The organism is Pseudomonas sp. EMN2 (assembly GCF_009650555.1).
GTDB lineage: Bacteria > Pseudomonadota > Gammaproteobacteria > Pseudomonadales > Pseudomonadaceae > Aquipseudomonas > Aquipseudomonas sichuanensis.
Genome location: NZ_VZZR01000022.1, coordinates 1 through 12,954, shown reverse-complemented (window position 1 = coordinate 12,954; position 12,954 = coordinate 1). Strand labels below are relative to the sequence as shown.

Sequence of the window (12,954 nt, the reverse complement as noted above, 5' to 3'; positions counted from 1 at the left end):
TTACCCGCGAAAGGGCCGACACAGGACAACGAAGAACCTGAGGTAACACATGCCCGACCGTGCCCCGCTGGACCCTGTCACCGCCCGCTGGATCCCCTGGGTAGTGGCCATCGCCTTCTTCATGCAGTCGCTGGACGGCACCATCCTCAACACCGCGCTGCCGGCCATGGCCCGCTCGCTGGCCGAGGACCCACTGCGCATGCAGGGCGTGATCATCGCCTACATGCTCACCGTGGCGCTGCTGATCCCGGCCTCGGGCTGGATCGCCGACCGCTTCGGCACCAAGCGCATCTTCTTCAGCGCGATCCTGCTGTTCAGCTTCGGCTCGCTGCTGTGCGCCATGGCCAACAGCCTGGGTTTCCTGATCTTCGCCCGAGTGGTGCAGGGCCTGGGCGGGGCGCTGATGCTGCCAGTCGGCAGGCTGGTAGTGCTGCGCGCCTACCCGCGCAGCGAGCTGGTGCGGATCATGAGCTTCATCACCATCCCCGGCCTGCTCGGCCCGCTGCTCGGCCCGACCCTCGGCGGCTGGCTGGTGGAAATCCTGACCTGGCACTGGATCTTCCTGCTCAACCTGCCGGTGGGCGCCCTCGGTTGCTATGCGGTGTGGAAGTTCATCCCCGACCTGCGCGGCGCCGAGCGTACCCGCTTCGACGGGCCGGGTTTCGTGCTGTTCGGTGCGGCGATGGTGCTTATCACCATCGCCATGGAAGGCCTGGGCGAGCTGCACCTGCCGCACCTGCGGGTGATGCTGTTGCTGTTCGCCGGCATGGCCTGCCTGGCCGCGTACTGGCTGCGTGCCGGGCGTGACCCGGAGCCACTGTTCTCGCCGTCGCTGTTCCGCGTGCGCACCTTCGCCATCGGCATCCTCGGCAACCTGTTCGCCCGCCTTGGCAGCGGAGCCCTGCCCTTCCTGGTGCCGTTGCTGCTGCAGGTGGCGCTGGGCTACTCGCCGGCCCAGGCAGGCATGAGCATGATCCCGCTGGCAGCGGCGGCGATGCTCGCCAAGTCGGTCGCCCGGCCGCTGATCGAACGCCTGGGCTATCGCATCGTACTCACCGGCAATACCTTGCTGCTGGGCCTGCTGCTGGCCAGCCTGGGGCTGGTCGACGAGCAGACGCCCTATGCCCTGCTGCTGGTGCAACTGGCGTTGCTGGGGGCGGTGAACTCGATGCAGTTCACGGCGATGAACACCGTGACCCTGATCGACCTCGACGACGCCAGCGCCAGCAGCGGCAACAGCCTGCTGTCGGTGGTCGCGCAACTGTCGCTGAGCCTGGGCGTGGCCTGCGCCGGTGCGCTGCTCGGTGGCTTTACTGCAGCCGGCAGTGCCGAAGGCGTAGAGAGCACGTTGGGGGCGTTCCAGCTGACCTTCGTCACCATCGGCGTGATGGCCATGCTGGCGGCGGCGATCTTCCTGCAACTGGCGCCGACAGACGGAAGGCGCGCCCGTCGTCCGGAAGAGCACGTCGAGTCGTAGGGCGAATGGCCATGAGGCTGGTAGACTGTGCGACATTTTTTGCATCGCAGCAGGCCCGCCTCGTGACCGTTGAAACCACCGCCTTTGCCACCCTCCCGCTGTCCACCGCCATGCTGGCCAACCTGGACGCCCTGGGCTATGCCTCGATGACCCCGATCCAGGCCCAGAGCCTGCCGGTCATCCTCAAGGGCCAGGACCTGATCGCCCAGGCCAAGACCGGCAGCGGCAAGACCGCCGCCTTCGGCATCGGCCTGCTCAACCCGATCAACCCACGCTACTTCGGCTGCCAGGCGTTGGTGCTGTGCCCGACCCGCGAGCTGGCCGACCAGGTGGCCAAGGAGCTGCGCCGCCTGGCCCGCGCCGAGGACAACATCAAGATCCTCACCCTGTGCGGTGGCGTTTCGCTGGGCCCGCAGATCGCCTCGCTGGAGCACGGTGCGCACATCATCGTCGGCACCCCGGGGCGCATCCAGCAGCACCTGGACAAAGGCACCCTGGTACTCGACGGCCTCAACACCCTGGTGCTCGACGAAGCCGACCGCATGCTCGACATGGGCTTCTTCGACGCCATCGCCAGCATCATCGGCAAGACCCCGTCGCGCCGCCAGACCCTGCTGTTCTCGGCCACCTACCCGGCCGGCATCGAGCAACTGGCCAAGGACTTCATGCGCCAGCCGCAGCAGGTCAAGGTCGAAGCGCTGCACAGCGACACCCAGATCGAACAGCGTTTCATCGAGATCGACGCGCAGCAGCGCCTGGAAGCCGTGACCCGCGTGCTCGGCCACTACCGCCCGCAGTCCTGCGTGGCGTTCTGCTTCACCAAGCAGCAGTGCGAAGACGTAGTGGCCCACCTCACTGCCAAGGGCATCGTTGCCCAGGCGCTGCACGGCGACCTGGAGCAGCGCGACCGCGACCAGGTGCTGACCATGTTCGCCAACCGCAGCAGCTCGGTGCTGGTGGCCACCGACGTGGCCGCCCGCGGCCTGGACATCGATGGCCTGGACATGGTCATCAACGTCGAGCTGGCGCGTGACGCCGAAATCCACGTGCACCGTGTCGGCCGTACCGGCCGTGCCGGCGAGAAGGGCGTGGCGATCAGCCTGGTGGCCCCGGCCGAGGGCCACCGCGCCCAGGCCATCGAAGACCTGCAACAGAAGCCGCTGCGCTGGGAGCAGTTGGACAGCCTGAAGAACAAAGGTGGCGAGCCGCTGCTGCCGGCGATGACCACCTTGTGCATCGGCGCCGGACGCAAGGACAAGCTGCGTCCGGGCGATATCCTCGGTGCGCTGACCGGCGATGCCGGACTGCCGGGCAAGCAGGTGGGCAAGATCGCCATCTTCGACTTCGTGGCGTTCGTGGCCGTGGAGCGGGCGGTGGCCAAGCAGGCCATGCAGCGCTTGAACAGCGGCAAGATCAAGGGCCGTGCCCTGAAAGTCCGCATTATCTGAACCGATCAGCAGATCGCTCGTGGGAGCGGGCTTGCCCCGCGATGGCGTCAGCAGGGCCAACAGCATTGCCTGCACCAGCGCATCGCGGGGCAAGCCCGCTCCCACGCTTCCCCCTAACTTGCCAAAGGTTCCAACCGTGCACTCCACCGACGTGATCATCCTCGGCGCCGGCGCCGCCGGCCTGATGTGCGCCCAGCTCACCGCCCGCCGTGGCCGTCGGGTGCTGCTGCTCGACCACGCCAACAAACCGGGCAAGAAGATCCTCATGTCCGGCGGCGGGCGCTGCAACTTCACCAACATGTACACCGAGCCTGCCAACTTCCTCTCGCACAACCCGCACTTCTGCAAGTCGGCGCTGGCCCGCTACACCCAGTGGGACTTCATCGAACTGGTGTGCAAGCACGGCGTGCCGTACCACGAGAAGAAGCTCGGCCAGCTGTTCTGCGACAACAAGTCCAGCGACATCCTCGACATGCTGCTGGCCGAGTGCGACCAGGCCGGCGCCGAGCTGCGCATGAACACCAGCATCGAACAGATCGAAAAAACCGAAGGCGGCTACCGTCTGCAGACCAGCGCCGGCCCGTTCGCCTGCCAGTCGCTGGTGATCGCCACCGGCGGCCTGTCGATCCCGACCTTGGGCGCCACCGGCTTCGGCTACCAGGTGGCGCGCCAGTTCGGCCACGAACTGCTGCCGACCCGCGCCGGCCTGGTGCCGTTCACCATCACCGAGCCCCAGCTCAAGGCACTGTGCACCGAGCTGTCCGGCACCTCGCTGGACTGCACCGCCAGCTGCAACGGCACAAGCTTCCGGGAAAACCTGCTGTTCACCCACCGCGGCCTGAGCGGCCCGGCGATCCTGCAGATTTCGTCGTTCTGGGAGGCCGGCGACACCGTCGAGATCAACCTGCTGCCCGACCGCGATGCCCTGGAGTGGCTGCAGGGCCAGCAAGTCGAGCGCCCCAACAGCGAGCTGAAGACCGTGCTGGGCGAGGTGTTCACCCGCAAGCTGGCCAACCTGCTGGCCGAGCAGTGGTTCGAATCCAAGCCGCTGAAGCAGTACACCCCGGCGGAATTGGCGCAGATCGCCGACAAACTGGCGGCCTGGCAGGTGGTGCCGGCGGGCACCGAGGGCTATCGCACCGCCGAGGTGACCCTGGGCGGCGTGGATACCCGCGAGGTGTCGTCCAAGACCATGGAATCGCTGAAGAGCCCCGGGCTGTACTTCATCGGCGAGGTGCTGGACGTGAGCGGGCACCTGGGGGGGTTCAACTTCCAGTGGGCCTGGGCTTCGGCCAACGCTGCGGCGCAGTTCGTGTAGAGTAGAATCCTTTCAGCAGCACGGAACGCTTCTTGCCGGTCTGTGTTGTGAAGGGGGTAAAACCATCGCGGGGCAAGCCCGCTCCCACAAAGGCCGACTCGGCTCGTGGGAGCGGGCTTGCCCCGCGATGAGGCCCTCAAGGTTCTAGTCCGCAAACTGCCCAGCAGGCCATCATGTCATCGAGCTCGTTCCGCCATTCATTGCGTCGCCTGTGGGGCCAAGACAAGTTCAGCTACGCCATTCGCGTGACCATCGCCCTCACCGGCAGCATGGCCTGGTGCTGGTACCAGAACGAGATGAGCCTGCTCATCCCGCTGTTCCTCGGCATCATCGCCAGCGCCCTGGCCGAGACCGATGACGGTTGGCAGGGCCGCCTCAGTGCCCTGCTGGTCACCCTCGGCTGTTTTGCCATCGCCGCCCTGTCGGTGGAGCTGCTGTTCCCCTACCCCTGGATCTTTGCCATCGCCCTGGCCCTGGCCGCCTTCGGCCTGACCATGCTCGGCGCATTGGGCGAACGCTACGGGGCGATCGCCTCGGCAACGCTGATCCTGTCGGTCTACACCATGATCGGCGTGGACCAGCGCGGCGGCGAAGTCAGCGACTTCTGGCACGAGCCGCTGCTGCTGGTGACCGGCGCCGCCTGGTACGGGCTGCTGTCGGTGCTGTGGCAGGCGCTGTTTTCCAACCAGCCGGTGCAGCAAAGCCTGGCCAAGCTGTTCTATGAACTGGGCAGCTACCTCAAGCTCAAGGCCAGCCTGTTCGAACCGATCCGTGGCCTGGACGTCGAGGCCACGCGCCTGGAACTGGCCAAGCAGAACGGCAAGGTGGTGGCCGCGCTCAATGCCGCCAAAGAGATCATCCTGCACCGTGTCGGCAACAGCCAGCCCAACTCCAAGGTCAGCCGCTACCTCAAGCTGTACTTCCTGGCTCAGGACCTGCACGAGCGGGTCAGCGCCTCGCACTACCCCTACAACGCCCTCAACGAGGCGTTCTTCCACAGCGACGTGATGTTCCGTTGCCAGCGCCTGCTGCGCAAACAGGGTGCCTCCTGCCAGGAGCTGGCACGCTCGATCCGCCTGCGCCAGCCGTTCGTGCTCGCCAGCGGCTACCCCGAAGCGCTGGAAGACCTGAATGCTTCGCTGGAGCACCTGCGCGAACAGAACAACCCGGCCTGGCGCGGGCTGCTGCGCTCGCTGCGGGCCCTGGCCGCCAACCTGGCCACGCTGGACCGCCTGCTGGGCGCCGCGAGCAACCCGGACAGCCTGGCAGACGCCAGCGACAGCAGCCTGCTCGACCGCTCGCCGCGCAACCTGAAGGACGTGTGGCAGCGCTTGCGCACCCAGCTGACCCCCACCTCGCTGCTGTTCCGCCACGCCCTGCGCCTGTCGCTGGCACTGTCGGTGGGTTACGGCATGGTGCACCTGATCCACCCGACCCAGGGCTACTGGATCATCCTCACCACGCTGTTCGTCTGCCAGCCCAACTACGGGGCGACCCGGCGCAAGCTGGGCCAGCGGATGCTCGGCACCGCCATCGGCCTGACCGTGGGCTGGGCGCTGTTCGACCTGTTCCCCAACCCGCTGATCCAGTCGGCCTTCGCCGTGGTCGCCGGGGTGGTGTTCTTCGTCAACCGCACCACCCGCTACACCCTGGCCACGGCGGCGATCACCCTGATGGTGCTGTTCTGCTTCAACCAGACCGGCGATGGCTACGGGCTGTTCCTGCCGCGCCTGTTCGATACCCTGGTCGGCAGCCTGATCGCCATCCTTGCAGTGTTCCTGTTCCTGCCCGACTGGCAGGGCCGCCGACTGAACAAGGTGCTGGGCAATACCCTGGCCTGCGCCAGCCAGTACCTGCGCCAGATCATGCAGCAGTATGCCCACGGCAAGCGCGATGACCTGGCCTACCGCCTGGCCCGGCGCAACGCGCACAACGCCGATGCGGCGCTGTCCACCACCCTGGCCAACATGCTCATGGAGCCCGGGCATTTCCGTAAGGAAGCGGATGTGGGCTTTCGCTTCCTGGTGCTGTCGCACACCCTGCTCAGTTATCTCTCAGGGCTTGGCGCACACCGCGACACTGCGTTGCCGGCCGAGGTCCATGAACAGCTGATCGAGGGTGCTGGCCAGACCTTGGCCGCCAGCCTCGACGAAATCGCCAACGGCCTGGCCGCACGCCTGCCGGTGGCGATCCACAGCGACGCGGAAGAGGCCCTGGCCAATGCGCTGGAGCAGATGCCCGAGGAGCTGGACGAGCACCAGCGCCTGGTGCAGACCCAACTGGCGCTGATCTGCCGGCAGCTGGGGCCGCTGCGCACGCTGGCGGGGCACCTGATCAAGGAAAGTGAGCCGGGCTGATTGCGGGGTAGCCTGTACTGGCCCTATCGCCGGCAAGCCGGCTCCCACAGGCGCGATCCATGTGGGAGTCGGCTTGCCGGCGATAGGGCCAACGCAGATCAGAAGCCGTGCTGACGCAACAACCGGGCGTAGCTGCCATCGGCCTTCATCGCCGCAATGGCCTTCTCGAACCGTGCCACCACCTGCCGGTGCTCCGGGTGCTTGAGGCTGACCAGAATGTGCAGACTGTTCTCGCTCAGCGGCGGATCGACGAAGCTCACCCCGTCCCGCACCTGCTGCGGTTCGCGCTGCAGGTTGTAACGCGCCACGTACTCGTCCTCTACCGTCAGGTTGACTCGCCCGGCCGCGAGCATGCGCACCGCCGACGAGAAATTGCGCACCGGCACTTTGTTCAGACGCTCATCGCTGTCGAAGCCGGGTGAGTAGGCATAGTCGCGCACCACGGCGATGGTGTAGGGGTAGAGGTCGGCCTGACGCTTGAAGACGAAGCCTTCGCCCTGGCGCTGGAGCAGGCGGATACGGTTGATGAGGTAAGGGCCGGAGAACTCGCCGATGCGCGTGCGCTCATCGTTGTACCAGGCGTTGACCAATACATCGTAACGCCCCTCGCCAATGCCCATGAGCGCCCTGGCCCAGGGCACTTCCTCGAACGACGTGGCGAAACCTGCGCGGTTAAGCGCCGTGGTGACGATGCTGGTGGCCAGGCCACCGCCGGGCATGGCGGCGTCGGTAAAGGGCGGCCAGCTGTCGGCCACCAGTCGCAGTTTCTCCTGGGCAGCTGCCGGCATCGCGCACAACACACCCAGTATTCCAAGAACGCAAAGCAGTGGCCGCATGCTCAAATCCTTTCGCAGTTGGGGGCCCACGCTGAAGATGGCGATCTCTACTCACAACAGATCCTGCAGATTACACAAGCCGCAGCCCGGCGACAGCGGACAATAATGTCATTTAGCCTCTATTTTGGCCGAACGCCATCAGACGTAATTTGCAGCAAGGCCAGGCTCGTGCGCAGCGGCAGGATTTGCGATGATCGAGCGCCCATACAAGGAGCTCATACCCATGTCCATCGAGTGGATTTGCAAACACCACAGCGACCTCGGCAAGGAGCAGCTCTATGCCGTCCTGCAACTGCGAACGGCAGTGTTCGTGGTCGAGCAGCACTGTGCCTACCAGGAAGTCGACGGGCAGGACCTGAGCGGCGACACCCTGCACCTGATGGGTTGGCAAGACGACAAGCTGGTGGCCTATCTGCGCCTGCTCGACCCGCAATCACAAGGTGGCGACGTGGTGATCGGGCGCGTGGTGACCTCGCCCGAAGTGCGCGGCCTGAAACTGGGCCATCCGCTGCTGATGAAAGGGTTGGAAGCGGCCGGGCATTGCTGGCCAGGTGTTCCGGTTTACCTGTCGGCGCAGGCGCATCTGCAGGCGTTCTATGCCACGCACGGGTTCGTGGCGGTGGGCGAGGAATATCTGGAAGACGACATTCCCCATATCGGCATGCGCAAGGGCTGAAACTGCCGGGGGCGCGTCGCGCCCCTTTCGCCGGCAAGCCGGCTCCCACATGTACTGCAGCTGCAGGACCACACCGAGATCACGGATAACCCAGCACATCCCTGATCTGGCGCAGATGCTGGATGATCCACTGCTTGTCGATCGCCCCCCAGTCACGGATGCGGTAATGCCCGGCATGATTGCGGGCGCCGCTCTGCTGCTCGAACTCGCAGACGATGTCCAGATCGGCCAGCGCAGCGATGGTGTCCTGGGCGGTGCGCCGGGGCATGCCGGTGGCCTCCATCAGCGCCGGCACGCTGGTGGCGGTCTGGCTGTCGATCAGCCAGGCCACGTACAGGCGACGGTAGAAACTGCTGCGGGTCTTGCTCACTTCCGTGGTCATCTGGTGCTTGTCCCTCAGGTGTTGCCCGGCAGCTCCCGATAGGTCAGGTAGACGCGCAGGTCGAATTCCAGTTGGTGGTAGTCCGGCTCCATGTACTGACAGAGCTGGTAGAAGGCCTTGCTGTGGTCGCGCTCCTTCAGGTGCGCCAGTTCGTGCACCACGATCATGCGCAGAAACTGCGGCGCCGCTTCCTTGAACAGCGAGGCGATGCGGATCTCTTTCTTGGCCTTTAGCTTGCCGCCCTGCACCCGCGACACCGCGGTGTTCAGGCCGAGGGCGCGATGGGTCAGGTCCAGGCGGTTGTCGAACAGCACCTTGTCCAGCGGCGGCGCGCTGCGCAGGTATTCCTGCTTGAGATCCTGGGCGTAGCCGTACAACGCCTTGTCATTCTGCACCGTATGCCGCTCGGCATAGCGTTGGTCCAGGTAGGCGCCCAGGCGACCGCTGGCGATCAGTTGACGCACCTGGTCTTGTAGATGCGGCGGGTAGGCTTGCAGGTAGCGTAAGGCGGTCATCAGGATGCAGATCGGGGTAAGGAGTGCCGAGTTTACCAATCACTCGCCCCAGGGGAATACCGCCGGGAAGTCGCCGGCATCGGCGGCGGTCATCGGCCTTGCCACCAGGAAGCCTTGCACGTAGGCACAACCCGCACCCTTGAGCCATTGCGCCTGCGCCTGCGTCTCCACGCCCTCGGCAATCACGGTGATGCCATAGGCCGCGCACAGTTCGATGACACTGCGTACCAGGGCAATGTCGGCCGCCGAATCCGGCAGCCGCGCCACCAGGTGCCGGTCGAGCTTGAGGGTATCGATGGGCAGGTCGCGCAGCATGCGCAGCGAGCAGTCACCCGCACCGAAGTCGTCCAGCGCCACGCGGATGCCCATCTCGCGCAGCCGATTCACCTGCTTCACCGCCGCGTCGATGTTATACATCAGCGAGGTCTCGGCCACCTCGACCTCCAACTGGGCAGGCAACAGGGCATATTCGTCGATCACCCGCGCCAGTTCGTCGGCAAGGCCCGGCATGGCGAACTGGGCGCGGCTCAGGCTGATGCTCAGTACCAGCCTGGGCCCGAAACGCGCCCCCCATTCCTTGCGCTGGGCAGCGCCCTTGCGGTAAATCCAGCTGGCCAGGCGATTGATCAGGCGCGCTTCTTCGAGCAAGGGGATGAACAACCCCGGCGGCACATCGCCGACGCTCGGGTGTTTCCAGCGCAGCAAGGCTTCGAAGCCCCGCAACTGGCCATCGCCGAACGCCACCTGCGGTTGATAGACCAGGTTGAAGTCATTCTGCTCGATGGCCGCGCGCACGCCATCTTCGAGCATCAGCCGCGAGCGCGCCCGCCCATTGAGCTCCTGGTCATAGAAACGGTATTGCTGGCGCCCGGCCTGCTTGGCGGCGTACATCGCAGCATCCGCCGCACGCAGCAAGCCCTCGACGCTGGAACCGCAATCGGGGTAGGTGGCAATGCCGATGCTCACCCCCAGGCTGACCTCCAGCCCGTCCACTTCCTGCAGGCCCGACAGGCGCTCCAGCAGTTTCTCGGCAAAGCGCCCGGCCTGCTCCGGGTACGGCAGCCCGTCGAATAGCGCGGTGAACTCATCGCCGCCCATGCGCGCCAGCAGCGCGTCGTTGCCCAGGCAGTCCTTGAGCTGCTCGCCCACCCAGCGCAACACCTTGTCGCCGGCCTCGTGGCCAAGCAGGTCGTTGATCCGCTTGAAGCCGTCCAGGTCCATGTACATCAGGGCCCGGGCCTTGTCCGAGCGTTCGTTGCGCAGCAACGCGCCTTCGGCGGCCTGGTAGAAGCCACGGCGGTTGAGCAGCCCGGTCAACGGGTCGGTCACCGCCTGATACTCAAGCTGTTGATGCAGGCTGCGCACCACCGACATGTCCAGCACCGTCACCACCATGGCCCGCTGCTCGACGGGCAACGGCGCGCAGGACAGCGCCACCGGCACAAGCTGGCCGGACACGGTGCGCAATTGGGCGTCATGCACGCGGAAGATCTGCCGGCCCAGATACGCCTGGTAGAAGTCCGACTCGCGCCACAGGCTGGCGCAAGGCAGCTGGATCAAGTCCAGCACGTGGGCGCCCTGCAAGGTGTCCACCGGTGCATTGAGCAGCCGCGAGATGGCGGGGTTGGCAAAGCCGATGGTGCCCGCCTCGTCGACCACCAGGATGCCCTCGGCGGCGTTTTCCAGGATCGAGGCGTTGAAGGCCCGTGCCGACTCCAGTTCGCGGGTCAGGCGCTGCAGCATGCGCCGGTTGCGCTGCTGGTCCAGCTGGGCCTGCACCTTGGGCTTGAGGATTTGCGGATCGAAGGGTTTGAACAGGTAGTCCACCGCGCCACTGGCATAGCCCTTGAGTACGGCGGCGTCGGACTGCTCGTTGGCGGTGAGGAAAATAATCGGGGTCAGCCGCGTGCGCTGACTGCCGCGCATCAGCCGGGCGACCTCGAAGCCGTCCATTTCGGGCATCTGCACGTCGAGCAAGACCAGGTCGACTTCGTGTTCAAGCAACGCGCTCAGGGCTTCCATCCCTGAACTGGCGGTCAACACCTGCCAATCCTGACGGGCCAGCAACGCCCGCATGCTGATGAGGTTCTCTGGATAATCGTCTACTACCAGTAGCACCGACCGACTGTCCGGAGGTTGTGTGTGAGCGACATCCATGCTGCTTCCCATGTTTAGACCGACCCTGGCCCGCTATTGGATCCGATCTTTACTCTAGACAGGGCGACCGAAGACGCAACGCGGGTAGATGGCTAAGCGCCATCGAAATTGATGTTAGCCGACTAACGGTATGGCAGTGGGTTATGTGGAAATAATCCTCCTCCGTCGCTCAATTGCTGCAGGCATAAAAAAACCCGCATCTCTGCGGGTTTCTTCAAGCAACTACCAACGGATCAGTTGACCTTGGCAGCCAGCTCGCCTTTCAGGTAACGCTGGAACATGCCTTCCAGGGAGATCGGCTTGATCTTCGACGCATTGCCGGCGGTGCCGAAGGCTTCGTAGCGGGCGATGCACACGTCACGCATGGCCTTGACGGTTTCACCGAAGAACTTGCGTGGGTCGAACTCGCTCGGGTTCTGCGCCATCAGGCGACGCATGGCGCCGGTGGAGGCCAGGCGCAAGTCGGTGTCGATGTTGACCTTGCGCACGCCGTGCTTGATGCCTTCAACGATTTCTTCGACCGGTACGCCGTAGGTCTCTTTGATGTCGCCGCCGTACTGGTTGATGATCGCCAGCCACTCTTGCGGTACCGAAGAGGAACCGTGCATCACCAGGTGAGTGTTGGGGATGCGCTTGTGGATTTCCTTGATGCGGTCGATCGCCAGCACGTCGCCGGTGGGCGGCTTGGTGAACTTGTAGGCACCGTGGCTGGTGCCGATGGCGATGGCCAGGGCATCGACCTGGGTCTTCTTGACGAAGTCGGCCGCTTCTTCCGGGTCGGTCAGCATCTGGCTGTGATCCAGCACGCCTTCGGCGCCAATGCCGTCTTCTTCACCGGCCATGCCGGTTTCCAGCGAACCCAGGCAGCCCAGCTCGCCTTCTACCGAAACGCCACAGGCGTGGGCCATGGCTACGGTCTGCTGGGTAACACGGACGTTGTACTCGTAGTCGGTCGGGGTCTTGCCGTCTTCACCGAGCGAGCCGTCCATCATGACCGAGCTGAAGCCCAGCTGGATGGAGCGCTGGCACACGTCAGGGCTGGTGCCGTGGTCCTGGTGCATGCACACCGGGATGTGCGGGAACTCTTCGATGGCCGCCAGGATCAGGTGGCGCAGGAAGGGAGCACCGGCGTATTTGCGGGCACCGGCGGAGGCCTGGACGATGACCGGAGAGTCGGTCTTGTCGGCGGCTTCCATGATGGCGCGCATCTGCTCGAGGTTGTTGACGTTGAAAGCTGGGACGCCGTAACCGAACTCGGCGGCGTGGTCCAGCATCTGGCGCATGCTAATGAGTGCCATGGTGTATCTCTCTCCCGACAAGCGTCGTTTGTTTCGTGCAAGCCTGCCGCAGGGGCGGTTGCTGTTCAAGTAGTGTGGGCCACCGTGGCGGCCCGGCCAGTCACGGTGCCTTGCAGCCCCGCCCAATCAGATCGTTGGTCGCCACCCAGTACACCAGGCCTTCCTGGCCCTTGGTGTGGAAGGCCAGCACGCCATCGCTGTACAGCGCGCCCGAGGCGCCCGGCTCGGACTTGAGCCGGTAGACCTGGTCGCCGCCGCCAAGGCGCACGTCGACCGCATCCTGTTTCACATCAGCGAAGCGCCACAGCACTTCGGCCTGGCTGTCGCAGACCCAGCGGGTCCAGTTGTCCGCCACCGGGGCGGGGGCTGGTTGCAACAGCGAGCAGCCTGCCAGGGTCGCCAGGGCCAGTGCGGCCAGAAGCGCTTTCATTACACATCCTCGTAGCAAGCCTGCTGTATCGGCCTCATCGCGGGGTAAGTCGCATCGGCG

Annotated in this window: 11 protein-coding genes; 5 read left to right on the top strand and 6 right to left on the bottom strand. The window is 65.2% G+C overall.

The features are described 5' to 3' along the window. The first annotated feature begins 49 nt into the window (after window positions 1–49). The 4 genes from mdtD (at window position 50) to yccS (ending at window position 6,600) form a co-directional block, all read left to right on the top strand. A complete protein-coding gene (mdtD, locus tag F6X61_RS07870; RefSeq protein WP_153786124.1) occupies window positions 50–1,477 on the top strand; it encodes a multidrug transporter subunit MdtD in 1,428 nt (475 codons plus the stop codon). Window positions 1,478–1,587: 110 nt separating this feature from the next. After that, entirely contained in the window at window positions 1,588–2,925 is a 1,338-nt protein-coding gene (gene dbpA / locus F6X61_RS07865; RefSeq protein WP_316906415.1) for an ATP-dependent RNA helicase DbpA, read from the top strand. Between the two features lie 136 nt (window positions 2,926–3,061). Then, complete coding sequence (locus tag F6X61_RS07860; protein WP_153786122.1) at window positions 3,062–4,243, top strand: NAD(P)/FAD-dependent oxidoreductase; 1,182 nt, start codon at window positions 3,062–3,064, stop codon at window positions 4,241–4,243. Between the two features lie 173 nt (window positions 4,244–4,416). Beyond that, window positions 4,417–6,600 (top strand): YccS family putative transporter, encoded by a 2,184-nt coding sequence (gene yccS, locus F6X61_RS07855; protein WP_153786121.1) that lies wholly within the window; start codon window positions 4,417–4,419, stop codon window positions 6,598–6,600. Window positions 6,601–6,698: 98 nt separating this feature from the next. Here the strand turns inward: yccS and F6X61_RS07850 are convergent, their stop codons facing one another. Next, the gene (locus tag F6X61_RS07850) at window positions 6,699–7,436 is read right to left on the bottom strand and encodes an ABC transporter substrate-binding protein (RefSeq protein ID WP_153786120.1); all 738 of its coding nucleotides are present in this window, start codon (window positions 7,434–7,436) and stop codon (window positions 6,699–6,701) included. A 223-nt stretch (window positions 7,437–7,659) separates the two neighbouring features. Here F6X61_RS07850 and F6X61_RS07845 point away from each other — a divergent pair, with 223 nt between their 5' ends. Further along, window positions 7,660–8,112, top strand: a complete 453-nt coding sequence (locus tag F6X61_RS07845; RefSeq protein WP_153786119.1) for a GNAT family N-acetyltransferase — start codon at window positions 7,660–7,662, stop codon at window positions 8,110–8,112. A 79-nt stretch (window positions 8,113–8,191) separates the two neighbouring features. On the opposite strand, the gene F6X61_RS07840 is transcribed toward F6X61_RS07845, so the two are convergent. The 5 genes from F6X61_RS07840 to F6X61_RS07820 form a co-directional block, all read right to left on the bottom strand. Further along, the gene (locus tag F6X61_RS07840) at window positions 8,192–8,494 is read right to left on the bottom strand and encodes a helix-turn-helix domain-containing protein (RefSeq protein ID WP_110994181.1); all 303 of its coding nucleotides are present in this window, start codon (window positions 8,492–8,494) and stop codon (window positions 8,192–8,194) included. A gap of 14 nt (window positions 8,495–8,508) precedes the next feature. Continuing rightward, window positions 8,509–9,009 carry a M48 family metallopeptidase gene (locus tag F6X61_RS07835; protein WP_153786118.1) on the bottom strand — a complete coding sequence of 167 codons (501 nt, stop codon included), beginning with the start codon at window positions 9,007–9,009 and terminating at the stop codon, window positions 8,509–8,511. Between the two features lie 39 nt (window positions 9,010–9,048). Further along, window positions 9,049–11,166 (bottom strand): bifunctional diguanylate cyclase/phosphodiesterase, encoded by a 2,118-nt coding sequence (locus F6X61_RS07830; protein WP_153786117.1) that lies wholly within the window; start codon window positions 11,164–11,166, stop codon window positions 9,049–9,051. Between the two features lie 233 nt (window positions 11,167–11,399). Beyond that, window positions 11,400–12,464, bottom strand: a complete 1,065-nt coding sequence (gene fba / locus F6X61_RS07825; RefSeq protein ID WP_008093958.1) for a class II fructose-bisphosphate aldolase — start codon at window positions 12,462–12,464, stop codon at window positions 11,400–11,402. A 100-nt stretch (window positions 12,465–12,564) separates the two neighbouring features. Continuing rightward, window positions 12,565–12,894 carry an MliC family protein gene (locus tag F6X61_RS07820; RefSeq protein WP_110994178.1) on the bottom strand — a complete coding sequence of 110 codons (330 nt, stop codon included), beginning with the start codon at window positions 12,892–12,894 and terminating at the stop codon, window positions 12,565–12,567. Between the last annotated feature and the right edge of the window lie 60 nt (window positions 12,895–12,954).

What these genes read in the sequence shown, in the direction of transcription:
- mdtD (WP_153786124.1), top strand. Translation starts at nt 50, where the DNA reads ATGCCCGACCGTGCCCCGCTGGACCCTGTCACCGCCCGCTGGATCCCC.
- dbpA (WP_316906415.1), top strand. Translation starts at nt 1,588, where the DNA reads ATGCTGGCCAACCTGGACGCCCTGGGCTATGCCTCGATGACCCCGATC.
- yccS (WP_153786121.1), top strand. Translation starts at nt 4,417, where the DNA reads ATGTCATCGAGCTCGTTCCGCCATTCATTGCGTCGCCTGTGGGGCCAA.
- F6X61_RS07850 (WP_153786120.1), bottom strand. Translation starts at nt 7,436, where the DNA reads ATGCGGCCACTGCTTTGCGTTCTTGGAATACTGGGTGTGTTGTGCGCG.
- F6X61_RS07845 (WP_153786119.1), top strand. Translation starts at nt 7,660, where the DNA reads ATGTCCATCGAGTGGATTTGCAAACACCACAGCGACCTCGGCAAGGAG.
- F6X61_RS07840 (WP_110994181.1), bottom strand. Translation starts at nt 8,494, where the DNA reads ATGACCACGGAAGTGAGCAAGACCCGCAGCAGTTTCTACCGTCGCCTG.
- F6X61_RS07835 (WP_153786118.1), bottom strand. Translation starts at nt 9,009, where the DNA reads ATGACCGCCTTACGCTACCTGCAAGCCTACCCGCCGCATCTACAAGAC.
- F6X61_RS07830 (WP_153786117.1), bottom strand. Translation starts at nt 11,166, where the DNA reads ATGGATGTCGCTCACACACAACCTCCGGACAGTCGGTCGGTGCTACTG.
- fba (WP_008093958.1), bottom strand. Translation starts at nt 12,464, where the DNA reads ATGGCACTCATTAGCATGCGCCAGATGCTGGACCACGCCGCCGAGTTC.
- F6X61_RS07820 (WP_110994178.1), bottom strand. Translation starts at nt 12,894, where the DNA reads ATGAAAGCGCTTCTGGCCGCACTGGCCCTGGCGACCCTGGCAGGCTGC.